Origin of the sequence: Rhizobium sp. Leaf311 (assembly GCF_001423445.1) — a bacterium.
Classification (GTDB): Bacteria; Pseudomonadota; Alphaproteobacteria; order Rhizobiales; family Rhizobiaceae; genus Agrobacterium.
This window is the reverse complement of the sequence record NZ_LMNZ01000021.1, coordinates 176,598-202,922: the sequence shown is the minus strand read 5'-3', so window position 1 is coordinate 202,922 and position 26,325 is coordinate 176,598. Positions and strand designations below refer to the sequence as shown.

19 protein-coding genes are annotated in these 26,325 nt (G+C 56.4%); 11 read left to right on the top strand and 8 right to left on the bottom strand.

The genetic code is table 11. The features are described 5' to 3' along the window. Nucleotides 1–21: 21 nt before the first annotated feature. Together ASF69_RS20290 and ASF69_RS20285 are read right to left on the bottom strand one after the other, a co-directional pair. Nucleotides 22–1,122 (bottom strand): alpha/beta hydrolase, encoded by a 1,101-nt coding sequence (locus ASF69_RS20290; RefSeq protein WP_062590088.1) that lies wholly within the window; start codon nt 1,120–1,122, stop codon nt 22–24. Between the two features lie 34 nt (nt 1,123–1,156). Further along, nucleotides 1,157–2,950, bottom strand: coding sequence for a YbhB/YbcL family Raf kinase inhibitor-like protein (locus tag ASF69_RS20285; protein WP_062590087.1), 1,794 nt, complete (start codon nt 2,948–2,950; stop codon nt 1,157–1,159). A gap of 345 nt (nt 2,951–3,295) precedes the next feature. Between ASF69_RS20285 and ASF69_RS20280 the strand changes: the two genes are divergently transcribed. Next, the gene (locus ASF69_RS20280; protein ID WP_062590086.1) at nt 3,296–5,362 is read left to right on the top strand and encodes an ATP-dependent helicase; all 2,067 of its coding nucleotides are present in this window, start codon (nt 3,296–3,298) and stop codon (nt 5,360–5,362) included. Between the two features lie 148 nt (nt 5,363–5,510). Here the strand turns inward: ASF69_RS20280 and ASF69_RS20275 are convergent, their stop codons facing one another. From ASF69_RS20275 to ASF69_RS20255, 5 genes are all read right to left on the bottom strand, one after another. Further along, complete coding sequence (locus ASF69_RS20275) at nt 5,511–6,695, bottom strand: alpha-hydroxy acid oxidase (RefSeq protein ID WP_062590085.1); 1,185 nt, start codon at nt 6,693–6,695, stop codon at nt 5,511–5,513. Nucleotides 6,696–6,781: 86 nt separating this feature from the next. Then, nucleotides 6,782–8,290 (bottom strand): tripartite tricarboxylate transporter permease, encoded by a 1,509-nt coding sequence (locus ASF69_RS20270; RefSeq protein WP_062590084.1) that lies wholly within the window; start codon nt 8,288–8,290, stop codon nt 6,782–6,784. Nucleotides 8,291–8,321: 31 nt separating this feature from the next. Beyond that, nucleotides 8,322–8,783 (bottom strand): tripartite tricarboxylate transporter TctB family protein, encoded by a 462-nt coding sequence (locus ASF69_RS20265; RefSeq protein WP_062590083.1) that lies wholly within the window; start codon nt 8,781–8,783, stop codon nt 8,322–8,324. Continuing rightward, nucleotides 8,780–9,739, bottom strand: a complete 960-nt coding sequence (locus tag ASF69_RS20260; RefSeq protein ID WP_062590082.1) for a tripartite tricarboxylate transporter substrate binding protein — start codon at nt 9,737–9,739, stop codon at nt 8,780–8,782. Before ASF69_RS20260 ends, ASF69_RS20265 begins: the two co-directional genes overlap by 4 nt. Nucleotides 9,740–9,790: 51 nt before the next feature. Beyond that, nucleotides 9,791–10,486 carry an IclR family transcriptional regulator gene (locus ASF69_RS20255; protein ID WP_062590081.1) on the bottom strand — a complete coding sequence of 232 codons (696 nt, stop codon included), beginning with the start codon at nt 10,484–10,486 and terminating at the stop codon, nt 9,791–9,793. A gap of 131 nt (nt 10,487–10,617) precedes the next feature. On the opposite strand from ASF69_RS20255, the gene ASF69_RS20250 reads away from it, so the two are divergent. The 5 genes from ASF69_RS20250 (at nt 10,618) to ASF69_RS20230 (ending at nt 18,783) form a co-directional block, all read left to right on the top strand. Then, the gene (locus tag ASF69_RS20250; protein WP_244475534.1) at nt 10,618–11,640 is read left to right on the top strand and encodes a hydroxyacid dehydrogenase; all 1,023 of its coding nucleotides are present in this window, start codon (nt 10,618–10,620) and stop codon (nt 11,638–11,640) included. 29 nt (nt 11,641–11,669) lie between these two features. After that, nucleotides 11,670–12,344 (top strand): RraA family protein, encoded by a 675-nt coding sequence (locus tag ASF69_RS20245; protein ID WP_062590079.1) that lies wholly within the window; start codon nt 11,670–11,672, stop codon nt 12,342–12,344. A 476-nt stretch (nt 12,345–12,820) separates the two neighbouring features. Beyond that, the gene (locus ASF69_RS20240) at nt 12,821–14,635 is read left to right on the top strand and encodes a PAS domain-containing methyl-accepting chemotaxis protein (RefSeq protein ID WP_062590203.1); all 1,815 of its coding nucleotides are present in this window, start codon (nt 12,821–12,823) and stop codon (nt 14,633–14,635) included. 291 nt (nt 14,636–14,926) lie between these two features. Continuing rightward, a complete protein-coding gene (locus ASF69_RS20235; RefSeq protein WP_062590078.1) occupies nt 14,927–17,119 on the top strand; it encodes an EAL domain-containing protein in 2,193 nt (730 codons plus the stop codon). 608 nt (nt 17,120–17,727) lie between these two features. After that, nucleotides 17,728–18,783, top strand: a complete 1,056-nt coding sequence (locus tag ASF69_RS20230; protein ID WP_062590077.1) for a hypothetical protein — start codon at nt 17,728–17,730, stop codon at nt 18,781–18,783. Between the two features lie 116 nt (nt 18,784–18,899). Here the strand turns inward: ASF69_RS20230 and ASF69_RS20225 are convergent, their stop codons facing one another. Continuing rightward, on the bottom strand, nt 18,900–21,080 hold the full coding sequence (locus tag ASF69_RS20225; RefSeq protein ID WP_244475533.1) for a TonB-dependent siderophore receptor: 2,181 nt from the start codon (nt 21,078–21,080) through the stop codon (nt 18,900–18,902). Between the two features lie 267 nt (nt 21,081–21,347). Here ASF69_RS20225 and ASF69_RS20220 point away from each other — a divergent pair, with 267 nt between their 5' ends. The 5 genes from ASF69_RS20220 to ASF69_RS20200 all read left to right on the top strand — a co-directional run bounded on the left by ASF69_RS20220 (nt 21,348) and on the right by ASF69_RS20200 (nt 26,148). Beyond that, nucleotides 21,348–22,163, top strand: coding sequence for an ABC transporter ATP-binding protein (locus ASF69_RS20220; protein WP_062590075.1), 816 nt, complete (start codon nt 21,348–21,350; stop codon nt 22,161–22,163). Continuing rightward, nucleotides 22,160–23,185 carry an iron ABC transporter permease gene (locus tag ASF69_RS20215; RefSeq protein ID WP_244475532.1) on the top strand — a complete coding sequence of 342 codons (1,026 nt, stop codon included), beginning with the start codon at nt 22,160–22,162 and terminating at the stop codon, nt 23,183–23,185. Before ASF69_RS20220 ends, ASF69_RS20215 begins: the two co-directional genes overlap by 4 nt. Then, nucleotides 23,182–24,228 (top strand): iron ABC transporter permease, encoded by a 1,047-nt coding sequence (locus ASF69_RS20210; RefSeq protein WP_062590073.1) that lies wholly within the window; start codon nt 23,182–23,184, stop codon nt 24,226–24,228. The genes ASF69_RS20215 and ASF69_RS20210 overlap by 4 nt, the downstream gene beginning before the upstream one ends. An 11-nt stretch (nt 24,229–24,239) precedes the next feature. Next, nucleotides 24,240–25,184 (top strand): ABC transporter substrate-binding protein, encoded by a 945-nt coding sequence (locus ASF69_RS20205; RefSeq protein ID WP_062590072.1) that lies wholly within the window; start codon nt 24,240–24,242, stop codon nt 25,182–25,184. A gap of 79 nt (nt 25,185–25,263) precedes the next feature. After that, entirely contained in the window at nt 25,264–26,148 is an 885-nt protein-coding gene (locus ASF69_RS20200) for a MurR/RpiR family transcriptional regulator (protein ID WP_062590201.1), read from the top strand. The last annotated feature ends 177 nt before the right edge of the window (nt 26,149–26,325 follow it).

The window sequence follows — 26,325 nt, the reverse complement described above, 5'->3', positions numbered from 1 at the left end:
TTATGGTCCTTTGTGACGCGATCACTTCGTTTTGGAAAATGCTTTCGTGAGGTCGGCATTGGCAGCATCGACAGCGTCCTTCGCCTTATTCACCACCTTGGCCATTCCGAAGAATTCGTGGGTCACGCCCTCGTAATTCAGCGCATTTACCATCACGCCCGCTGCCTTCAACTTATCGGCATAGGCCTGTCCTTCAGAACGCAACGGGTCGATCTGCGCAGTGATGACGGTTGCAGATGGCAGTCCCTCAAGGTCATTGCGACCGACGAGATTGATCCGCGGATCGGCGGTCTCATCCTTGGACGCGAAGACATGCGAAACGAACCACTCCATATCGGCCTTGCCGAGCGGTGCCGCGTTGGCATTTTCCTGATAGGACGGCGTGTTCATGTCGTTGCCAGCGATTGGATAGACCAGCAACTGGTGCACCGGCATCGTTGTCTTCTTTTCCTTCGCCATCAGAGCAACATTGGCGGCCAGATTGGCGCCGGCACTTTCACCCGCAACAGCAATCCGCTTGGCGTCACCATTCAAAGTATGAATGTTTTCAACGGTCCACGCGTAGGCAGCCCAGGCATCGTCATGCTGCGCCGGGAACTTGCTCTCTGGCGCATGGTGATAATCTGCAGAAACAACGATGGCTTTCGAACCAAGTGCAAGCGCTCTTGGCGTCGCATCATAGGTATTGATATCAGCCACGACCCAGCCACCGCCGTGGAAGTACAGCACGACAGGGAATGGCCCCTTGCCTTCGGGAACATAGACACGGGCTGGCAACGCGCCGCCGGCACTCGGAATGGCAATATCCTTTGTCGCAACACCCGCCTCTGGCATCGGCGATATCTTTTTGTCCCGCTGCACCGTGCGCGCGGCATCGGCGGCACTTGCCTGCGTGCGGGCCTGCGGCACGGTCAGGCCAGAAAAGGGTTTGGCATCCAGCCCCTTCAGCGCGTCCAGGACAGCCTGCATCTGGGCATCGGGCTTCGCCTGTTCAGTCGGCTGCGTCTGCTGAGCCGGTTGGGCTGGCGCCGGGGCGGGCTGCTGGGCCCATACGGATGCCGAAGAAGAAAGCAAGAGGACCGCAAGGCTCGCGGCGCCGATGGAAGTACGTGAGATAGGCATAAGATTTCCTTTGAAACTACGGTGTGACATTTTGTTATTGCTTGGGTGGTTCGATCTTCTGCTGATAAGTCCCGACGACCTCACCCTTTCCGATGACATGGCCAGACATGGCAGCCAAAAGCGCATCGCGGTCGGACGTCGGTGGCAGATCAATCATGGAATCGAGTGCGATGACCTGGATATGGTAGTGATGAGGCTTGTCACCCGCAGGTGGCTTTGGTCCGAAATAACCGTGTGTTCCAGATGTGTTGCGACCCTGCAAAACACCCTCCGGCTCCACGAGGCGAAGCTGTTCCTGCAAGCCTTCTGGAAGCATCGTCACTGTCGCGGGGATGTTCCACGCCAACCAATGGACAAAGGGCTTGAGCGGCGAAGCGTCAGGATCTTCCATGATGATGGCGTAAGACGCAGCCTTTGGCACAGCGCTCCAGCGAAGCGCAGGCGAAACGCCATCAGCATATTCACTGTATCTCGTGGGCATTGCTGCATTGTTCGAGAAAGCATCTGTGGAGACGGTGATCTTTCCCTCGGACTCCGTCTCGGGCCGCTTCAAAGCCAATGGCACATCTGCGCTTTTTTTCGCCTGTGCTTCCATAACATCGGCGGGGGCCGTGGGTGCGGTCTCTGCTTTTTTGGCTTCGCCCGTATAGGCAATCCGGTAAATGACGCCGTTGGCATCATCCGCCATCAACAACGAGCCGTCTTTAGCGACGGCAAGGCCGACCGGACGGGCGAAATGCGTCCTGCCGCCATCCGTCAGGAAGCCGGTCAGGAACGGCTCGATGGTTTTGGGCTGACCGTTTTCGAAGTGAACCCGGACAATTTCGTAACCTGATGCCGGGTTTCGGTTCCATGATCCCCGCATGGTAGCGAAAGCATCTCCCGCAAATTCCGCTGGAAAGGCCGTTCCCTTATAGAACTTCATCTGCATGGGCGCCGCGTGCGCCGTGTAACCGATCACCATCGGCTGGCTCTGATCGCGCCATTGCTCTTTTGTCACACCGCCAACTGGCGTGGACTGTGGATATATGTCACCCGCGCCATAGACATGCGGCCAGCCATATTGCTTGCCCTGCTCGATCTTGTTGAGTTCCTCGGCCTGAACCTCGTCGCCCATCAGGTCGATGCCATGATCCAGGCCCCAGAGTTCGCCAGTCTGCGGCTGCCAATCGTAACCAATCGTGTTGCGCAGGCCTGACGCGAAAATCGTTCTGCTCTTGCCATCCGGCGTCGCGCGAATGATCGTTGCGTTTTCAGGATTGCTTTCGTTGCAGGAATTGCAGGTAGAGCCGACGCTGATGTACAGCATTCCGTCAGGGCCGAATGAAAGAACACGGTTTGGATGCTGGCCGGAATCCGGCAGATCGCCGATGATCATCTCAAGTTCGCTAAGCGTTCCATCGGCCTTGATGTCGGCAACGAAGACCTCTTTCACGGTGACAAGGTAGAGTTTGTCATCCTTGATTGCCAGCCCATGCGCCTGTGCGCGGGACACGACCTGGACAGGCGCGCCATCGGACTTGCCATCGTTATTCTCGTCCTTGAGGAGCAGCACATCGCCCTCTTCCCGACGGCTGACATAGATGAATCCCTTGTCGGAGACCTCGATAATGCGACTATTGCCAAGGCCCTGGGCGAATGGCTTCACGGAGAAGCCGTCGGGCACCTTCAACTCACCAATCCGCTCACTCGTCGCAGCGACCTTATTGGGCTTGAAAACGTTTGTAGTGATCTGGACTTCAGTTCCATCGCCCTGCTGGGCGTAAGACGCACTGCAGCCAAGAAGTGCTGCGAAAATTGACGCAGCGCCGGTAACACGACGTATCATTAGGTATTCCTCCAAAGACTTCACATGCCGAACATGCGAGACTCTTCAAAGTTCCTGTAATTTATGCTGGCCAATGACAGACGTACGCTGCCTCCCGAACAGCTACAATGCCCATGGTGTGAAGAGCACTTGCGATGTGGTCTTCAAACGTCGCTGAAGGCTGACACGAAAAGCTTCGACCCGTAAGACTGACGACTATCGCGTCATGCTAATGAAGGACTTTTCAATATCTCTGCCACCTGATAGTTCTTACTTTGTTCGCAAGGCAATTTTGAAGCGTCACTCTCGATTTAAGAGGATTCTTCCATGCCGAATTCAAAGTAGGCACACATCAAGGAAAACGGGATGGCGGTTGCCTATCTGGAAAAACTGAACGAGCAGCAGCGCAAGGCCGTCGAGCATGGCGTTGGGCTGGCTGAGGGCAACGCAGCGGGGCCATTGTTGATCATCGCTGGGGCGGGCTCCGGCAAGACGAATACACTGGCGCATCGTGTGGCGCACCTTATCGTCAATGGTGCCGACCCGCGCCGTATTCTGCTCATGACCTTTTCGCGCAGGGCCGCCTCGGAAATGGCCCGCCGCGTCGAGCGTATCTGCCGCAATGTTCTGGGTGCCAATGCTGCCGTCCTGACTGACGCGCTTGCGTGGTCGGGTACGTTTCATGGGATCGGTGCCAGACTGCTGCGGATGTATGCCGAGCAGATCGGTCTCAATCTCGACTTCACAATCCACGACCGGGAAGACAGCGCCGACCTGATGAACCTCGTGCGCCACGAGCTTGGATTTTCCAAAACCGAAAGCCGTTTCCCGACCAAGGGCACCTGTCTCTCGATCTACTCGCGCGCCGTTAACTCGGAGACACCGCTAAACGAGATTCTTCGCCAGCACTATCCATGGGTCGCCTCTTGGGAGGAACAGTTGAAGGAACTGTTCGGAGCTTATGTCGAGGCAAAGCAGGCGCAGAACGTGCTCGATTACGATGATCTGCTGCTCTACTGGGCGCAGATGGTGAGCGATCCCGAACTCGCCGACGATATCGGCAGTCGTTTCGACCATGTGATGGTGGATGAGTATCAGGACACGAACAAGCTGCAGGCGTCTGTCCTGATGGCGCTCAAGCCCGGCGGACGGGGATTGACCGTCGTAGGTGATGATGCACAATCAATCTATTCGTTTCGGGCAGCAACAGTTCGCAACATTCTCGACTTCCCGGCATCGTTCAGTCCGGCAGCGGACGTCATCACGCTCGATCGCAATTACCGTTCGACCCAGCCCATTCTGGCAGCAGCCAACGGCGTGATCGAGCTTGCGCGCGAGCGTTTCACCAAGAACCTGTGGACGGAACGGGAGTCGCTGGAGCGACCGAAACTCGTGACCGTCAAGGACGAAACCGAACAGGCGAATTTCATCGTTGAGCAGGTGCTGGCAAACCGCGAGGTCGGGATGACGCTGAAGCAGCAGGCGGTGCTGTTTCGCACTTCCAGCCACAGCGGCACGCTTGAAGTAGAACTCACCCGCCGCAACATTCCTTTCGTCAAATTCGGCGGCCTGAAGTTCCTCGACAGTGCCCATGTGAAGGACATGCTGGCAGTCCTGCGTTTCGCCCAGAACCCCCGTGACCGGGTGGCCGGTTTCCGTCTTCTGCAGATGCTGCCTGGAATTGGTCCCAAGAAAGCTGGCACCATTCTCGACACGATCGCATCCGACCCCGAACCGCTCTTGGCGCTGGCTGAAATTCCGCCGCCACCCAAGACGGGGGAGGACTGGACGTCCTTCGTTCAACTGTTGGGCGGCCTTCGGAAAACCCATGAAGGCTGGCCATCGGATATCGCGCAGGCCCGTCTCTGGTACGAACCGCATCTTGATCGCATCCATGAAGATGCCGACACCCGCAAGGCCGACCTTCTGCAACTCGAGCAGATCGCCAGCGGCTACCCTTCCCGAGAGCGTTTCCTGACTGAACTGACGCTTGATCCGCCGGATGCGACCAGCGATCAGGCGGGTGTCCCGCTGCTCGACGAAGACTACCTCATTCTGTCGACCATCCATTCGGCCAAGGGGCAGGAATGGCGCTCCGTTTTCATGCTCAATGTCGTCGATGGCTGCATACCGTCGGACCTCGGCACCGGAACCACGCAGGAACTCGAAGAAGAGCGACGACTGCTTTATGTCGGCATGACGCGTGCCAAGGACAGCCTGTCGCTGATTACGCCGCAGCGGTTTTTCACTCACGGTCAGAACTCGCAGGGTGATCGGCATGTTTACGCTGCCAGAAGCCGGTTCATCCCGGCGACCCTGTTGCAGTATTTCGAACCGATGGCCTGGCCGAAAGTTTCACCCGCAGCGTCTGAACGCAGTGCCCAGCAAATCCGCATCGATGTCGGCGCACGCATGCGCGGCATGTGGAAATAGGGGCGGCCAACACGTCGCCTCCAAACCACGCCCGACTGCCGCACGTCAACGCAGGCTCGACGACGACCCGGTGCTTCATACCGTCGAAATTCTGGCATCGCATTATAGCTGGCAGGCGGTTAGGAAAAGGCAGCGATGCCTGGTAGACTTATTGCTGCTCGATGACCGCGGAAGACAATTGGTCAATTCCCGTGAGACCAAGCAGGCCAATGTTGCGATGAAGCTCATCCATAAGGATAGCGGCAGCCTTTGCCACACCGGCTTGGCCACCAACCGTCGCAGCGTATAGAAACGGTCTGCCGACGAAAACAAACTTTGCACCGAGGGCCAACGCTTTTACGATGTCCGTGCCTCTGCGAAATCCCCCATCGATCATGACAACTGTCCCAGGCCCCACCTTATCTACTATTGCCGGAAGTGCTTTCAGTGGCGCGATGGCACCGTCCAGCTGCCTGCCGCCATGGTTGGAGACGATGATACCGTCTGCTCCGCGGTGTACGGCAATGGCCGCATCTTCGGGGTGAAGAATGCCTTTCACGATCAGATTTCCAGCCCATCTCTCCCTGATCCGGCTGAGATGGTCCCAGCTCAAATGATCCTTCTTACCAAAGTCGCGCATCACGTTGGACGCAAGGATAGGCGCACCGCGCGTGGCATAGGAGTTTTCAAAATGGGGAATGCCATGCTTGAGGATCGTGCGACCGAAGGTGCCGATGCTCCATGCCGGGTGGCTCAATCCCTGCCAGGCAAGACGAGCGCTTGGTCGTAGCGGTGTTGAGAAACCTGCTCGGATGTTGTTCTCGCGATTTGCCAGGACGGCGGTATCGACGGTCAGCACGAGTGTTTTATACCCTGCCGAGGCGACGCGGTCGATCAGCGCATCGATCCGATCCGGCTCACCGGGAAGATAGGCTTGGAACCATGATCGGGGCGCCGCCTCGACGATCTCCTCAAGCCGGATCAGGGACGAACCGCTCATGATCATGGGGATACCGGAATCCTGCGCTGCTCTCGCCAAGACGAGATCTCCCCGATAGGCCATCAAGGCACTGATGCCCATGGGCGCGATGCCGAAGGGGGCGTTCCACTCCTCGCCCAACAGGGTGGTCTTTGTGTTTCTGCCCGAGACATTTCGCAGCACCCTCGGCAGCAAAGCGATGTCCTGAAACGCAGCAGCATTCTGTCGCAGCGAGGCATTGGTCTCGCTGGCCCCGGCAATATACCCAAATAGCGGCTTTGGCAGATGACCTCGCGCCACGCTCTCGAAATCGTCCAGAGACAGCACGCCGCGCAGACGGCGAGCGTAGGAAAAGCCGGGAATAGGTAATCTCATGGATAGCTCACAGATAGCATCATGCCGACGCAGGTCAATTTCTTCTCCCTACCGAAGCGAAAAGGGCGCCTCGCGGCGCCCCTCTGTCAGTCTTCGCTCGCTTCGAAGGCGGCTTTTCTGTTCTTGCGGATGGTTGGCAGGATCAGGGTCAGCAGCATCAGCGCTGTCACGGCCAGAAGCACCGCGCTGATGGGACGCTCGAAGAAGACCAGCCAGTCACCCTGCGACAGAAGCATGGCGCGGCGCAGGTTGGTTTCCAGAAGCGGACCTAGAACGAAGCCCAGCAGAAGCGGACCCGGTTCGCATTTCGCCTTGCGCAGGACATAGCCCAAGATGCCAAACAGGATAACCAAAGCCACATCGAAACCACGATTGCTGACGCTGTACACACCGACGCAGCAGAACAGCAGAATGGCAGGATACATCAGGCGATAAGGGATTTGCAGCAGCTTTACCCAAAGACCGATGAGCGGCAGGTTGATGACCAGCAGCATGGCGTTGCCGAGCCACATCGAGGCGACGAGACCCCAGAACAATTCCGGCTGGTTCTGGATGACCGACGGGCCGGGCGTAATGCCGTGAATGGTCATGGCACCCAGCATCATGGCCATGATGGAGTTGGACGGAATGCCAAGTGTCAGAAGCGGTATGAACGAAGACTGCGCACCCGCATTATTCGCAGCTTCCGGCCCGGCAACACCTGCAATAGCGCCGTGACCGAATTTCTCCGGGGTCTTGGAAATACGTTTTTCGACCGAATAGGCACTGAACGCGCTCAAGGTTGCGCCACCACCCGGCAGAACGCCCAGGATGGTGCCGACACCGGTTCCGCGCAACACGGCCGCCCAGCTGTCCCTGAATTCTTCGCGAGTCGGCCAAAGCCTGCCGATCTTGCTTTGCAAGACACCGCGAACCTCCTTGGATTCTAGGTTTGTGGCGATTTCCGCAATGCCGAACAGACCAACCGCGATAACGACGAAATCGATACCGTCGTAAAGATCGGTCGATCCGAATGTCATGCGGGCTGACCCGCTGTTGACGTCGATGCCGACCATGCCCAGCACGAGGCCGAGGCAGACCATGCCAATGGCCTTGACCACCGAACCATGGGCCAGAATGGTGGCGGCGAGCAGACCGAAGATACACAGCGCCACATATTCGGCCGGGCCGAAGGACAGGGCGAAGGAAGACAGCGTCGGGCCGGCAATCGCCAGTGCGATGGTTGCCACAGTACCGGCAAAGAAAGATCCGAGTGCCGCGATGGCAAGGGCGGCGCCCGCCCTGCCCTTTCTCGCCATTTGATAACCGTCGATCGCAGTCACAACCGCCGAGGCCTCGCCGGGAAGATTGACCAGAATAGCCGTTGTCGATCCGCCATACTGAGCCCCGTAGAAAATGCCCGCGAGCATGATCAAGGCGCCGAGCGGCGGCAGGAAGAAAGTAACCGGCAGCAGAATTGCCACGGTTGCAGTTGGTCCGATGCCGGGCAACACGCCAATCAGCGTTCCCAGCAGCGCGCCGAGGAAACAGAACATCAGGTTGGTGGGTGTCAGGGCCTCCGAGAAGCCAAGCATGAGTACGTCGAAAAATGCCATCGAAATGATCCGATCAAGTCAGGACAGGCAATCAGAAGGGCCAGATGGGCATCTGAACGCCAAGTCCGTAAACGAAGAGGAGCGCGCCAAGAGAGGTGAGCACGGCGGTCGAGATGAAAATCTCTTTCCAGCGCGACTCCGGGTCGGCAAGGCTTCCGACGACCAGCAACCAGATGGTCGCCGGGACGAAGCCGAAACGCTCTGCTGCAAAGGCGAACCCTGCAATGGCGACGACCAGAATGATGAGCGGCTTGGGGTTGATCGCGTCCAACGCCTCCTGGGGTTTGGACAAACCCTTGATGAGAACGACCGCACCAATCAGCGCAATGATGGCGCACAGCGACTTCGGGAGAAACCCGGGGCCCATCATTGCCGGAGTGCCGTATGTCAGGTCGCGCGCGGCCCAAAGGCCAAGCGCTCCCAGAAATATCATCACGCCGCCCGCCAGCATATCGGGATGGTCCCGACCTTTGACTGCAGGCTCCGTGCTCATTGCTGCACCCAAGGTGTTGTATCCCAGATTTTCTGGAAACGGGCGAGACGTGTCGGCATTTCCTTTTCCCAATCAGGTCCGCTGAGATAGGCCAGTGGCAAGGCCATCTGCTTGGCCTGTTTCTGGAATTCCGGATTGTCGAGCGTTGCCTTGATGGCCGCAGCGAAACGATCTGTGATTTCAGCCGGAACCTCACGTGGAGCGGCGATACCACGCTCTGATGTCATCTCGACATTGAAACCGGACTCAATGGCGGTCGGTACGTCTGGAAGCTGCGGCGAGCGCTCTTTTCCAAATGTGTTGATCATACGCAGACCCGACGTATCGTTTCCGCCGAACTCGCTGACATTGAGACCCCCACCGGTAACCTGTGCACCGAGGATGGCCGTGCGTGTTTCACCAGCGCCGTTGAACGGGATGTGGGTGATCGTCGTGCCGGATTCCGATCCCAGAATGATGATTGCGAGGTGATCGTCCGTGCCGATGCCCGATGAGCCGAAGGAAACCGCACCGGGCTTTGCCTTTGCGGCCGCGACGAAATCCGCCAGCGTTTTGATGTCCGATGCTGCGGGAACGACGATAGCTGCCGGATCATCGACGATGCGCGCAACCGGCTTGATGGTCTTCGGATCGTAACCCAGCTTTCTCTGCACCTGCATGGACAAGAAGCCTGGCGTGTTGATGAAGGAGAAGGTGTAGCCGTCCGGCTTGGCCTTTGCCAAAGCGGTATAGGCGATTTCGCCCGACGCACCCGGACGGTTTTCGATCACAATGTCTGCGCCGAGTTCTTTTTCGAGATAGGGCTGCATGGCACGCGCCATAACGTCGGTGCTACCGCCCGGTGCAAAGGCGACGATCATCTGAATTGGCCGATCTTTAGGCCATTCAGCCTGTGCAGAACCGATTGTCGCCAGCAAGGTACCGGCTGCCAAAGCTGCAATCCTCATCATATTCATCGATATGCTCCTCCCAAGGAACGCTGTGCAGGCCCGGCGCCCGCTCGAATACTAGCCGGGATTTCCTCCAAGCGCGGTGCTCAGCTTGCGAGCGGCAACGCGGAGAATTTCGAGATTTTTGGATATGGCCTCATCGCCAAAACGCGATGGCGGACCGGTCAAGGCCAGAGAGCCGAACAGGGCCTGACCTTCACGGTAGATGGGTACGGCGATGCTGGCGACCTGCGGATCGCGCTCACCGATGGTGACGTGAAAGCCCTGGGCGCGAATGTCATCGTAGATTTTTCCGGAAACACCGGTGAACGCCAGAATGACGCGACCCGGTGCACCGCGATCCAGCGGCATCGTATCGCCCACACGGGCCGAATGGCGGATCGACTGCGTTGAATCATGGCGATGAAGGCAAACGCGCACATCGCCTTCCTTGATATAGACGGCAGCGCTCTCGCCGCTTTCATCGCTGATTTGAGCAAGCAAAGGCTCAACAACGGCGGAAGATTTGAATGTCGATTGATACAGCCCGCCCAGACGCACCAGCTTGGGGCCGAGCCGCCAGCTGGCATCTTCATTGCGGACGAGCATGGAGGATTTGGCGAGCGAACGCGCAATGCGAAGGACCGTGGATTTGTCGAGTTCAGTGCGACGCGCAAGCTCACCCAGCGTCAACGCATAGTCGACATCCGTGAAAGCTTCCAGCATCGAAACAGCCCGTTCAACAGCTGCAACACCTGAAGAATTGCCTGGCATTGGTCTTAACCTCCCGTAAAAAAGCGTTGTACTAGGTACAACACCTTTTCATTTAGTACAATACCCGATAATGAGGATTCGTCAACCGTCGCTCCCATGCGCAGCGACGCACCGAAATTCGGGAGGTTTTAGTGAGCAAAATCAATAGGGTGTCGGCGACCGCAAACCCGTCCGCGGCGGCTGCCACAGGTCACAAGGTTCTCGTCACAGGCGCGCAACTGGCGCCCGAAGCTACAGAACTTCTCCAAAAAAATGGAATCGAGACGATTTACGCCGATGGCTACAGCGGTTCTGAAAATCTTGCCGACATCGCAAGGACCAACGCAGTCGATGCCATCCTCGTACGCCAGGGGCAGATAAACGATCTGGTCATCGGATCGTCGCCGCGTCTTCGCGTGATCGCGAAACACGGTAGCGGCGTAGACAATATCGATCTGGATGCCGCAACGTCCCGTAACATCCCCGTGCTGCGCGCGCTTGCTGCCAATGCCCAATCGGTCGCGGAACTGGCGATTACCCTCTCTGTAACGCTGATGAAAGATATCGGCATTCTGAGCGACACGGTCAAAGGCGGTGCCTGGCCAAAGACAAAATATGTCGGTCGCGACCTTGCTGGTGCAAAGTTCGGCATTATCGGCTTTGGTGAAATCGGCCGCAGAACCGCCAGGCTCGCCCAAGGGCTTGGCATGGAAACCATCGCCTACGATCCATTTGCAGAGGACGCGGACGGTACACGCGTGAGCCGTGACTTGCTGGAGGTTCTGGCAGAAAGCGACATCGTCAGCCTGCACTGCCCTCTATCGCCGCAGACGCATCATCTCATCAATGCCGAGCGATTGAAGCTGATGAAGCCAACCGCCTTCATCGTCAACACATCACGTGGCGCCGTGATTGACGAAGCTGCTTTGCTAGCGGCCCTGAAAGACGGAAGCATCGCAGGGGCCGCGCTCGACAGCTTCGAACAGGAGCCACCGGCACAGGACCATCCGTTCTGGGCGCTGCCAAACCTTATCGCCACCCCGCATGTGGGCGGCGCGAGCCGTTCGGCGCTGCGCAACATGGCCGTGCAGAGCGCACAGCACATTGTCGATGTGCTCACCGGCGTGCCGTTCGACCGGCGCGCACTGGCCAACCAGAACCTCGAACAGAACTAACCTACCCAACACGATACGGAGGAATTGAAATGTTAGGTTTCAGAGTCTGCAAGCGTAAGCAGAGTGTCAGCGCAGACTGGGTCGACAAATTTAGAACGCTCCCGGTCGCCAATGTCAGCGATGTCATGTCGCGCATGACGGCTGGTGGCGCGCCGCTGCGTCCTTTCTACACCGGCCCGCGCATGGTCGGCGCAGCCGTGACGGTCAAAGCCCGCCCCGGCGACAATCTGATGGTTCACAAGGCCCTCGACATCGCCGAGCCGGGCGACATCGTCGTCGTTGATGCCGGTGGTGATCTTAGCAATGCAATCATCGGCGAATTGATGGTTGCGCACGCGGCCCAACGCGGCCTCGGCGGCATCGTCATCTTCGGCGCCATTCGGGACAGCGAAGAACTGCTGGCAGGATCCTTCCCCGTCTTTGCCGCAGGCGTAACCCATCGCGGCCCTTACAAGGATGGCCCCGGCGAAGTGAATGTACCCATCGCTATCAACGGCATGGTCATCGAACCCGGCGACCTCATTTGCGGCGATGCCGACGGTCTTCTATCCGTCCCGCTTGCCTCAGTCGAAACCGTCTTCGAAGCCGCTTCGAAAAAGCATGCGGCCGAAACGAAGCAAATGGAAAACATCAAACTGGGCAAAAATGATCGTGCTTGGGTCGATGCCTCTCTGGCCCGGCTCGGCTGCTTCATCGAAGTTTAAAAAGCTCGAGGCGTGGAAATATCCACGCCTCAGCCACTCATGCTCCTAGCCCTTGAAAGGGCTCAAACCGCAGCCCCCCCACTTCAATTTCTTTGGCGAAGCAAAGAATCCTTCTTCGGAGTAACAATTGTCTACTTCGCCCATTTGGCTTGGCTGCTCAGCGGCAGTTCAAGAATTGCAGCTGTGCTGCTTCCATAGCCTTTCGCCCAAAATCTCCAATTCACAGAGATTCTTCACGGCCTTGCACTCGCGGCTGTCATTCGGCCGATACCGCCTCTCTCAACCCTTCCGCACTCCGTTGGACTGCCTTGCCGACTGCAATGATCTGATCCCACTGACCCTTGCAAGGCACCAAACGTCTTGGAGTAAGACGAACTGGGCGCCCACATTAATGCAATTTCTACTTTAGTAAAATATATTAATTATCTTGGGATATAACCGTCACAGCAATTCCCTCACTCCAGGCGCGCTCCATGATGAACATTTTTGCTTCCAACTCCAATCTGGTCCTCTCTGCACTCGATCTCTCCTTCGCCATCATCGAATTTGAGACGGACGGCACTATCCTCAGAGCGAATAAGAATTTTTGCGATTTGATGGGCTACACCGAGAAAGAAATCATCGGACAGCATCATCGCATCTTTGTCGATAAAGAATATGCTGGTTCTTCTGAATATACCGCATTCTGGCGAAAGCTTCAGGGCGGCACATTTGAATGCAGCGAGTTCAAGCGCATCGCAAAGAACGGCGACGAAATCTGGATTCGAGGGAACTATAACCCAGTGAAAAGCGCCAGTGGAAAAGTGCTTAAAATCATCAAGTTCGCAAACGACATCACACAGACCAAGATGGATGGCCTGGACAGTGGTTCAAAGCTGGCTGCGGTCGCACGCGCCCAGGCGACAATCGAATTCACGCCCGAAGGCAAGATTATCACCGCCAACGAAAACTTCTTGAAGGCGCTGGGATATTCGCTGAACGAAATAGTCGGTCAACACCACCGCATGTTTGTGGAGCCTACGGAGGCAAACTCCCAACGATATCTGGAATTTTGGACCCGATTGCGCATGGGTGAGTTCGTCGCAGACGAATTTCTGCGCATTGGCAAGGGTGGACGTCATGTCCATATCCAGGCGTCCTATAATCCGGTGTTCGACCCCAGCGGGAAGATCATCAAAGTCGTCAAGTTTGCCACCGACATCACGGGCCGCGTTCAAAATGTCGAGCAGCTGGCGCTAGGATTGACAAGGTTTGCGGACGGAGATCTCTCCCTGCAGATCGAGCAACCATTCATCCCCTCCCTGGAGAGGCTTAGAACGGACTTCAATTCGGCATCCCAGAAACTAAAGCTCGCGCTCGCTGCGGTTGCAGAGAACGCCCAGGCGATCACCGCTGGCTCTAACGAAATCCGTATTTCTGCCGACGATCTGGCAAAGCGGACAGAACAGCAGGCGGCCTCTGTTGAAGAAACGGCTGCCGCCCTGGAACAGATTACGACCACCGTGAAAGATTCCAGCCAGCGTGCTGAGGAAGCTGGTCGTCTTGTTGCTCGCACCAAGGACCATGCCAATCACTCGGGCAATGTCGTTCGTGAAGCGATCAGCGCCATGGATCAGATCGACGCATCGTCGAAGGCAATTTCCAACATCATCGGCGTGATCGATGAAATCGCGTTTCAAACCAATTTGCTGGCACTGAATGCCGGCGTTGAAGCGGCGCGCGCGGGTGAGGCTGGCAAAGGATTTGCCGTGGTTGCTCAAGAGGTGCGTGAACTTGCACAGCGCTCAGCGACAGCGGCTAAGGAGATCAAGACCCTCATCACCGCATCCGGCTCCTACGTCAGCAATGGTGTGGCGCTGGTAACGAAGGCGGGGACGGCTCTGCAGGAGATCGCGTCACATGTCGAGAACATCAATGGCGATATTACAGCGATCGTGGAGGCCTCCCGTGAGCAGTCGACTGCACTGAGCGAAATCAACCGGGCCATCAATTCAGTTGACCAGGGCACGCAGCAGAACGCTGCCATGGTGGAAGAACAAACAGCGGCCAGCCACGAACTCGCCAACGAAGCTGCCTCGCTGTTCGAATTGCTCGATCAGTTCCGTTTTGAAGCTGTGAAACACTCGCAAACAGCAAAGCCTGTCGAGATCAAGCGGCAGGCAACGACAAAAAGCGCACCATCGGCAGGTTACCACGCGGCAGCGCAACGCCCATCCGTAGCTGTGGCCCCTCGTCGGGCGGCGAGTGCCTCAGCTACCGCAGCGGCACAAGCAAGCTGGGAAGAGTTCTAGGAAAATCGCAGATAAAATGTCCGCTCAAATTTCTTTGCGAAGATGATCGGACACTGCGACGGCTACAATAAACGAATAGCTTGGATTATGGGCGGCCAGCGTGGGTCGCCCATATCTGTTTGCACTGATGTCATTTTTTACTTCAGTTAGAACCACTTTGAATTTATTTAGAACTCATAAAGCCTAATCGCACGGTTTGATGTACTGGCTCAAATTCTCGTCTTGGAATCACTCTGCATTAAGCTTTTTCGCTTTTGCTCATTTGTGATATAAATCCAGCGAGCGATTGTGATGAGCCTTTACCCGATTCCCAATGATGACGAAAAACGAATCGAGGTTCTGGATAGCTTCGCGCTGATGGATACGGCGCCCGAGCGGGAATACGACCATATCATACAGATGGCGTCACGAATCTTCGATGTCCCGACCGTTCTGATTTCTCTGGTGCATCGTGATCGGCAATTTTTTAAAGCTCGTATCGGCCTGGATGTGTGCGAAACCGGACGAGATGTTTCGTTTTGTACCTTCGCGCTCATGGAATCCAGAGTCTTTGTCATACCGGATGCATCCAAAGATGAGCGCTTCCGAACGAATGCGTTGGTTACAGGCTATCCGAACATTCGCTTCTATGCTGGCGCACCACTCATCACGGCTGAAGGACATGCGCTTGGAAGCCTGTGTTTGATCGATCCGAAACCGAGGATGACGTTCTCGGATCGTGACCAGCGAGTCCTTCAGGATCTGGCAGCCATGGTCCTTGAAAGAATGGAACTGCGCCGGTTGGAGCGGGAAAGCGAGACCAGCCGTAACAAATTCATCAACATTACATCCACATCTCCGGACGCCATCATCTGCGCAAACGGCAAAAACCAGATCACGTCATGGAATGCTTCTGCAGAAGAGATTTTTGGGTATTCCAAGGAAGAAGCGCTTGGCAAACCTCTCGACATCATCATGCCGGACGCGATGCGTGCCAGGCACGGGGCGGGTCTCGCCAGAGTGGCATCCGGCGGTCCCGCTCGCATCATAGGAACCTCCATCAATTTGACGGCGAAGCGTCGTGACGGCTCCGAAGTTCCGATAGAGCTCTCCCTTTCCCAATGGAACGAGGCGGGCGAGCCGCAATTCGGGGCCATTATCCGGGATATAACCAGCCGTCTGGAAGCTGTTAAACAGCTAAAACATGCTGCGGAATACGACGATCTGACCGGCCTTGCAAACAGGTCGAGTTTGAAGCGGCGTATTCGTCAGGCCTGCGAAGACGATGAGCCTTTGGCGCTCCTCCTTCTTGATTTGGACGGCTTCAAGGACGTGAACGATACACTGGGGCATTCTGCGGGGGATTTTGTCCTCAAGATTGTTGCACGCCGTTTGAGAGAAAGCGTTCCTGACCACCATATGGTGGCACGGCTGGGTGGGGACGAGTTTGTCATCGTGATGTCGGAAACGATCGACCCTATAAAAACCAGCCAGCTTGCTTCGACCCTCATCTCCGTTATCGAGGAACCGATAGAATTCGAGAACGAGCCCATCCACATCGGCGCCAGTATCGGCATTTCTCTGAAATCGGGGCCGGAAGACGACAGTGAGCGGATGCTGGGGAACGCAGATCTGGCCCTGTATCAGGCCAAGGCAGACGGTCGCCACCTCGTGCGCATCTTCACACCTGAGCTTCGCCAAACGGCTTTGAAGAAGGGGGCCATGAGTTCCTCAATCCGCCAAGCCTGGGAAAATCAGGAGTTTGAACTTTATTACCAGCCTCAGATCAAACTCAGCGATGGCAGCCTGTCCGGGGCGGAAGCGCTGATAAGGTGGAACCACCCACAGCTTGGTGTTGTCTCGCCTGCCGCCTTTTTGCCTGTACTGGAAGCAAGCCTTCTTGCTGTTCCCGTGGGCGAATGGATATTGCGCACGGCATGTGCGCAGGCAGCGCACTGGCGGCAGGCCGGTTGCCAGCATTTCAGGATCGGCGTCAATCTGTTTGCAGCACAATTCAGGACCCGGGATTTTGCGAAATCCGTCGAGGCAGCGCTGGCGGACAGCCATTTACCGGCAACGGCGCTGGAATTGGAAATAACGGAAAATATCATTCTGCGAAATGAACAGCGAATTATGGAGCCCCTTCATTACCTTCGCTCGCTCGGCGTGGGAATTGCGTTCGATGACTTCGGAACCGGCTTCGCATCGCTGAGCCTTTTGAAGGACTATCCTGTCACCCGGCTAAAGATCGATCGATCGTTTGTCAGCGGCAGCGAGCGCAACAAGAAAGATGAGGCAATCGTTGAAGCGGTCGCCAAACTCGCAGCGGGATTTGACCTCGAAGTGATTGCTGAGGGCATTGAGACAATCGAACAGGAACACCTGATGCAGCACTATGCGTGCGACGAAGGACAGGGCTATCTCTACGGGCGCCCGATGAAGGCGAGCGAGTTCACACGCCTTTACCTGACAAGTGACGCGAACCAGACTGCAGTGGTCGTCTGAGATAGCACCTCAAGAACATTAGCTCTCGTTGCGGTGCTGAGAAATTACGACGGCTGGAGGCGAGGATCGCAACTATTGACGAGACAGGAACCGTCGGCATCCGCTGCGATCCCGTAGGCCTGCGAACGGGACGTCATTCGCGAGCCTCTCTCTGAACTTCGCATCCCAGACGGCGTGTGATCATAGGGGCCATGACGTTGACAATCGTCTGACTATCACAGGTTTCCAGGAGAACTCGCGTCCCATCGGCGGTCTACGGTTTTCAACATAAGAAATCGATGCCTGGACATCAGCACACTCTCGCTAGCAGCGGCGTCATATTGCATGGAGCGAGGATCGTTTTATTACCGCTGTGCCATTTGTTGCAGGGATTTCGGGTAAATAGCGTCGTGATCCGCGTTGCGGCGAGTGCGCTATAAGCAGACGTCGACGACAACCGCGGCAAAGGTGAGCACAGGGCACCGCAATAACAGAAACTTTTTATTGACCATAATCGCGGCTCTAGAGGCAGACTCCGCTAATTCATTAAAATTTGATAATCAAAATGCACATAAATTTGAGGGGGCAAGCTTTAGCAAGTCAGCCAATCGCAACTTTGGCACGCCCCCATGTTAGAAGCACTCTTTCCACCAAAATCGACTCCGACGAACACCGGCTCCAACACGCAAACGTCGGGCACACAAACCACAACTGGCTCGTCGGGCACGACGACAAGTGATGCGTCTCCTCCTCCGTCCAGCCAGAACTCCACTGCGCCTGCAAGCTCGACCCAGCCTGTAGCCAGTACCCCTGCCCCTGCTGATGACGAAGATACAGATACAGACGACGGCACTTACTCGCCATCGCCGTCGCCGTCTTCAGGATCTGAACCAGTAGGCGAAACATCTGACGCCCCGGAAAGCAGCAATGCGCCATCGGCGAGCGATGGTGCGTCTACGGAGACAAGCGCGGAACAGTCCAATCCATCACCAGCGGAATCTGCCGGTGGTGGAGAAGAACAACCGACGTCCTCTGCTCCGCCCGAAGATGGCTCATCCGTCAGCGGCGAAGACCAGTCAACCGTTTCCCCACCAGAAAATGCCAACGAAGAGTCGCCTTCGGCAGGCCCAGACACAGACACTACCCCCACAACAGCAGACTCATCGGAAGAACCTGTAGGGGAGCCGGCACCTGAGCCGACTGGCGCACAGGAGCAGCCGCAATCAACTGATGCCGAACCTGTTGCCGATGAACCAAACGCAAACAGCAGCGAATCCGAGACCGGGGCATCCGTCGAAGAGGATAATACCGTTTGGCCAGCGCCGGTGCAGGGCAATAACGGGTCTACGCCCCAGTCGGCCTCGCCGTCCAAGCCCGGCACGACAGAGCATGTAGGTATTCACCAGCCGGCATCAACACATGTTTCTGCCCGTACCGAGCAGACCTTCAGATTTGACGCTATTGAAGCAAGATTGTCCTCGCGTCGTTTTGCTGATGAAGAAAAAACCGCAGCGGAAGCTGCCCGCAGCCGGGCTGAAGAGGTGCAGAAAGAACGCTTACTTCGCGGGCTTCTCGACGCTATCGTCCATAAGGACCCATCGGTCGCCAAAAACACATTGCTCAGTGAAACCGAAAGCGATGAGCCGAAGGCAAGCCTCGTTGAGACCTACTACGCAGAAGCGTGATTGTGTCGCCTGAATGAAATTGTTGCTGAAACCTCTTTTGCTAGCGCAAGAGAGGTTTCTTCTTTTGATTAACACGCATGACCGCCCCAACGGTTAGCAGCAAGCACAGACCTCGCCTAGAAGTTCAGGCGTGCTGTCAACGTAGCATTGAACGGCTCTCCGATCTGGTTTCCAAAGGCCGTGCTTCCGATAGAAGAGGTGTAATAGGTTCGATCGAAAATGTTTTTAAGATTGAGCTGAACGGTGATCGGTCGTTCTGATGCAAAAGTATATGCTGCGAAAGCGTCGACAACGGCGTATCCGGGCAGATCGTAAGAGTTGTCATTAATGCCCGCCCTGTCGCCAACCGCGCGGATGCCCGCGCCAATTTTTAACCTGTTGCCGGCTGGACCAACTTCACCCATGTCGTAGGCGAGAGACAATGAACCAGTGTGGCGGGCGACATTGACGGGCCGCTTGCCCGCGTTTTCTCCCTCTTTGACTTCAGCATCCGTATAAGCATAGCTGGCGATGATATCGAGGTCAGACGTGAGTGAACCGGCGATATCCATCTCCACACCCCGTGCGCGAACAAGCCCCGCCGCCCTGACAACAGTGACCCCGCTTTCAACCGCGCTGTAGGCAACGTTTTCCTTGTCCGACGTATAGAAAGCGACATTTGCCGTCAGCCCGGAAGGAAGCTCGAATTTCGAGCCGATCTCATAGGAAATCCCCTCTTCCGGTTTCAGAGAGCCATACAGGCTGGCAATGGAAGATTGCGGGCGGAACGTCTTGGCGGCATTCACGTAGAAGGCAACGTCTGGGGTGAGTTTGTAGACGATCCCCGCATTGGGAACGAGGGCGTCACCAAAACTATCGGTGTTGTTCTTGAACGGACGCCCCTTGCCTGCGAGCAGGTCATAATACTGATATCGCAAACCACCGACGACAATCCATTGGTCACTGAGATGAACCGAATCCTGCATATAGACAGATGCCGTCGAAAGCTTTTCAGTCTGGTCGCTATCGGATGCGGAGACAGTCGAGCATTCGGGTAGATTGCCGTAAACGGGGTTGTACATATTGAAACTGGTAGAGTTTCCACAACGCAGCATATCCGTGCGAAGCGTGTCGCTGTAATCGTAGGACGCCCCGATCAGGAGGTCATGCTGCATTCCTCCGACATCGACCTCTCCGGTAAGATCTGTGCGCAGGGCGTGATTATAAATCGTGGAATAATCCGTCGCGTCCGCTCTTCTCGTCAGGACGCCAGTCGTTGCATTATAGCCTAATACGCGTGCCTGGTTGTCTGAATAGACATTGCGGCTGTAGCTGTAATCGATACCAAGATTCCAGTTATCATTGAGCCGGTGGTCAATCTCGACCTGGAAGAGGTCGGACTTTCCGTCAGTGATGTTATAGGGTTCGTCAAAACGGATCTTGCGATCCACATTCACGGCACGGCCCGTGGTCGTGTCGAAGATCGTGCCCCGATCAAAGGGCACGCTATAATCCTCATGCATATAGGTCGCGGTAATTTCGGTATCTTCACCGGTCCATTTCAGAGATGGAGATACCAGCCAATGCTTGCTTTCACCGAAGTTGCGCCAGTATTCAACATCCTTGTATTCGCCGATCAGGCGATAGGAGAGGTCGGTGCCTTCGATCGGGCCGGTAACATCGACGCCCGTCGTGCCACCTCCGAAGCTTGAAAGGTTGCCGTAGACTTCGCCTGAAAACGTCTCTTCCGGCTTCTTCGTCACGACATTGACCATGCCGCCAGGATCGAGAATGCCATAAAGGGTGGAGGACGGACCTTTGAGCACTTCAACACGATCCGTCATGGCATTGAACGAACGCGGGATGGCTGTTTTTAATCCGTTGGTAAGAATAGATCCGTCTCTGTTGTCACCGAACCCACGGCGAATAATGGAATCTTGCGTCCCGCCCAGCGTGTTGGTCTGGGTAACGCCGCTGATATTGCCGAGTGCCTCATCGAGATTGGTGGCGTTCTGGTCTTCCAGAACCGAATGACTGACGACATTGACCGCCTGGGGAATATCGATCAGCGGGGTGTCGGAGCGCGTGGCTGTACTGGTCGATCTTGGCTGATAACCATTCGTAGCGCCCGAACCGTCGACAACGATGGGCGTGAGAACGGTAGAATTTTCCGTCTTGATACTTTGACCCTGCTCGGACTGACGGGCCGACTTCTTGATGGTAGCGATCTCCTGCGCCATCGCCGGCGGGGCGCTCAGGCTTCCCGCCACCGAAAGCACGATCAATGCTGCCTGCATCTCGCATCTGTCGAATCCCATGTTCATTCAGTCCCCATGAATGCAAAATCAATCTCTCAAGAGGGCTTCATGATTTTCATGAATGTAGTAGTCAACTTTAAAATCTGGAAAACGGACGGCCTCCAATCGAAATCGTGGGGCCGAAGGGGAGCATAACAGGCTCTAAACAACGCCTGCTGCCTGATTTTAGCTGGGTACCTGCAGGCCACATCCGTTGATTATTGTTGACTACTACATTCATATAATAGACACGACGTGTATATTTTTTTGGACGAAATGGCTGAGTGAATGCGAACTGATGGCGATTGCAACGCGCTTGATGTCGCGCTTGTAACTGCGGGTTACCAGCGCTCGACGGTGCTTTCGGATGTTTCGCTGGTCATTCCCAAGGGTAAGTTCACCGCATTGGCTGGACCGAACGGATCAGGCAAATCGACCCTGCTCTCCGTTCTCTGCCGCATCCTGAAGCCCTCGGGCGGCACCGTGCATCTGGACGGAAACGATATCAGCAAGCTGCCCACAAAAGACGTCGCGCGCAAGCTTTCGCTCCTGCCGCAAGCCCCGCTTACACCTGAAGGCCTCAAGGTTTACGACTTGGTGTCGCGTGGACGGTACCCCCATAGCGGGATCCTCAAGTCATGGGATGAGGCCGACGAGGACGCGGTAAACCGCGCCCTGGAGATGACTGGCATTGCAGAGCTGTCGTCGCGAACGGTTGATAGCCTGTCTGGAGGCCAGCGGCAGCGCTGCTTCATCGCACTGGCCCTTGCACAGGACACAGCGACAATTCTCTTTGATGAGCCGACGACATTTCTCGATCTTCGCTATCAAGTCGAGGTCATGGAGCTTCTATCGAGCCTGACACGCACGGCCAACAAGACCATCGTTGCCGTGCTGCACGACCTTAATGCCGCCCTTCAATATGCGGATCGACTAGTCCTCATGAAGGGTGGCGCGATCCATCACGTCGTTGAAACGGTTGAGCAATGCACAGTGGAACATATTGAAACCGTCTTTGATACGAAGGTTACATCCGTCTGGCACCCAACAACTGGCAAGCCGATCTTTTTGCCTGATCCTCACCCCAGGACACAGGTCGCGTGAGCCTGACTGCGACGATGAAAAGTACCGGCAACGGATTTCGGTCGCTATGGCTGCCATGTGGCCTGGTCATGATCGTGATGCTCGGCCTCCTTCATCTCGGCGTCGGCGCGCGGCCAATGTCGGCACAGTTCATTGTCGATACGATTTTTGCCCGCGACCATGGGAGCTTTGAACAGCAGATACTTTTGAAGCTCCGCCTGCCGCGGCTCCTTGCCGCCATCGTCTGCGGCGCATCTCTAGGGATTGCAGGTCGTCTCATGCAGTCGATCTTGCGAAACCCCTTGGCGGAACCTCATATCCTAGGCCTCAATGCTGGAGCCAGTCTCGCCATCGTCGCCGTGACTGCCCTGCCCGCGAACATGCTGGCGCTTTCGATGAGCCGCCAGCTGGCGGCGACCATGGGAAGCGGTGTGCTCTTCGCGATCATCCTTGCATTATCCTCCGCGGGACGCACGGGCATGACCATCTCGAAGGTCACCTTTTGTGGCATCGCGCTTTCGGCTCTGGCCTCGGCCTGCGTCTCGGCAATACTCATCCTCGACCAGGAAACGCTGGAGCAGATGCGGTTCTGGCTGGCCGGGGACCTCTCAGGCATTTCGCTTGCCAACATCTCCAGCGCGCTGCCGCTGCTTATGATTGCTCTCGGTCTGACGGTATGGATCGCGCTTCGGCTCGATGTCCTGGCTCTGGGAGATGCGACGGCAGCGGGGCTTGGCTTGCCCGTAAGGCAAACGAAACTCATCGGTCTTGCCGCCACTGCCCTTTTCTGCGGCTCATCCGTCGCGCTGGCAGGGCCAATCGGTTTCGTTGGCCTTATCGTTGCGGGTGTTGCCCACCGCTTAGCGGATGGGCGGCATATGATGTCGCTCCCACTCTCAGCATTGCTCGGCGCCAATCTCATGATTGCCGCTGATATAGCGGCCAGGACAATCGCCGCGCCGCACGATCTGGCGACGGGGCTGATGACTGCCTTTGTGGGGGCACCCGTCTTCATTATCGTCGTCGCGAGGGTCCTGCGATGACGGTGAAAAAGCTCGGCAATGGCTATTGGCTCCTGCGATGTCACGCAGTTGGTCTCAGACTTCATCCCCGGCGCATGTTCGTGGTGACATTGCTCGTTATCGGTCTCCTCTCTGTCAGCTTACTGGCGCTGGTCTCCGGAAGCGGGCAAGCGGGCTGGAACGAGCTTTTGGCGTTGGCCAGCAACCCGGCAGACGCCACCGGCCTATCCATCATCGGCGATCTGAGGCTCCCGCGTACGATCATAGCTTCGAGCTGCGGTGCCATGCTAGGGCTTTCAGGTGCGGCACTCCAGTCGCTGACGCGAAACGGACTTGCCGACCCGGGCTTGCTGGGAGTGCGCGAAGGAGCGGTTTTGGTCATTGTCCTCGCGATCATCGCTTTTCCGCATACGCCCATGGGGCTTCGGCCTTTCCTCGGAATGGCCGGAGGCTTTGCGGTCGCGGCGGCAGTCGCTCTCATTGCCGGGTCACTGTCACGCCTGCGCTTCGTGCTGATCGGCATCGGTTTTTCCTGGCTGCTTTCCGCTGCCATCTCGCTGCTGATCACCGTTTCGGATATTGACCGCGTTCAGATTGCATTGACATGGCTGGCGGGAAGCCTCGCAACCGTGACGCCGGACATGGTGCCGTTAGCGCTGACGGGCCTGCTCACCGGTTGCATCCTGATGTTCGCCACCGCCCGCTGGGCAGATGTCTGGCTTCTGGGAGACAGCGCAACCGTCGGCCTGGGTGTGCCGACGAAGACGCTTGCCATCATCCACCTCTGCGCGCCTGTTTTGATGACGGCGACCGCCGTGTCCTGCGTTGGCAGCATCGGCTTTGTCGGCCTCATCGCGCCGCATACGGCCCGGATGTTTATCGGTGGCGGGCAAAAATCGCTTCTTGCAGGCAGCTTCTTGATTGGTGCTACACTTCTTGTGGTATCGGACACGGTTGGCCGCACGGCCTTTGCACCCCTGCAAATTCCAGCAGGCATCGTTCTGGCCCTTATCGGTGTTCCCGTTCTTCTTCTCCTTCTGTGGCGTCGCCGCGATCAACTTTGAAAGGCAACATCATGCGCCTGCTTCTTATCGCATGTTTTTTTCTGTCGATTTTCAACCCACTTGCAGCAGAAGAGATGCGCACCTTCATCGATGATGCAGGCCGTAGCGTCCAACTCCCTGACAGGACCCTGCGCATTGCCTCGCTGCACGATATCGATGTCACTATTCCCTTGATCGAACTCGGCATATTGCCCATCGCTAGCCATGGCAGGATCGATACCGACGGCAAGCCTTACCTACGTTCGAGTGCAATACTGACCGGGGTCGATTTCAGCAATTCTGACATGGCATTCCTCGGCGCGGTCGATATCGATCTTGAAGCGCTGGCTGAACAGAAACCGGATGTGATCATAACCGCTACCGGACGTCCCACCCCGGTTTCCACGCTTGAAAAAATCGCGCCAACCATCGTCCTCGACCCCACAAGCCTTGGGACCGCGCATGCGTATCAAAAGCTTGCGGAACTGACAAAGACGCAAGACAGGCTCGCCATTCTCGACCAACGATATCGCGCAGGCATTGCGGAACTGAAGACCGCAGTCGATACGGGTAACACTACAGTTTCGGTCATTCAGCCGCTGAATGGCAAGATCAGCATTTACCACACCTACCGCGCGCTGGGTCAGGTGCTCAGAGATGCGGGCTTTCGCTTTCCAAAGATCATTGACGATATTCCCGAGGGCGGACGCATAGAAGTAAGCGGCGAGCGACTTGCGGATGTCGATGCCGATTTCATCTTCGATCCCTATCGCTCGGATACTGGAGCAACCTCGAAGGAGGAAATCGCGGCCATGGAAAAAGTCGTGCCTGAGTTTTGCAGCTTTCTCAAAGCCTGCATGGAAGGGCGTTACATCATGGTGTCCCGGGAAGAGGCCATATCCAACAGCTATGCGGGGATGGCTTTAATGACTGCGGTTGTCAAATCCGCGATGGCGCTGCGCCCGGTGGTTCGATGAAGCTTTCGGCTTTGCAAAAGCTGCCATGTGCGGGCACTGTGCGACAATTGCTGATTTTGACGTCAAGACCAAGGTATCGATGCGCAATTCCGTATTAAAAAGAAGACACACAGACCTCTTTGGCGAGCGACTGAAGAAGAAACGGGCTACGCTTTCTCCTGGTCTGCTCGCGGTAGCTGATTACATCGACAAGCACAGGCATACGGTTCTGGCGCAATCCGCTCTGGAGATCGGACGTGAACTCGGAACCTCGGATGCAACCGTCATCCGGGCCATCCAGGCATTGGGCTTCGAGGGATTGGTCGACCTCAAGGAAACGCTGGAAAGCCATCTTGGCGCAACCGATTCACCGTCTGAAAAAATGGCGGCGACTGCGGAAGAGCTTTCGGACGATGCAAATTCGGCTGTCGATTTTGTGGTAGCGGATATGGGACATGCCATGCAGGCCATGTCGTCGGAAGAAAATCGCCGATCAATCGCAACAGCCGTCAACCTGCTGAGCGAGGCCCGGAAAATCGGCGTCTTCGGCATCGGCGCATCCGGCATCATAGCGACCTATGCGTCGCGCAATTTCATAAGATCCGGCTTTCAGTCTTACGAGTTGAACCGAACTGGCATCATGCTGGCCGAACAGATCGTCCAGATGGAAGAAGGCGACGTCCTGCTTATCCTCGCCCACGGCCGCCCGCACCGGGAAGTAATGACGACAATTGCCGAGGCGCAACGGCTTTCGGTTCCGATCATCGCATTGGTCGGTAAAGAGGAAACGGCTTTGGCGCAACATACGAAAGCAACCATCGTGTTGCCTCGCGCCAAAAAGGAAAAGGTCGCGATGCACAGCGCTTCACTCGTTTTCGTCGAGGCCTTGACATTGGCATTGGCAGGCAAGAACCGCAACAAAACACTGCAAACACTGGACCGACTGGTGGAACTGCGTCATCAGATCAGGCCAAACAAGCGCTGAGGGATGAGGCTGGCAGAAATGAATGCTCGTGATGGGGATCGAGCCGGCGACGCGAAAGATTGGGAGCGGCAATTTCTCCGCTGATGGTCCGCAATCATTTAACTAGGAAAATTTGCGACAGGCCCCTGAAAAACCTTGCTGCAACAAACGAACATAGTCCTCTTGAAGCCTCGCCCT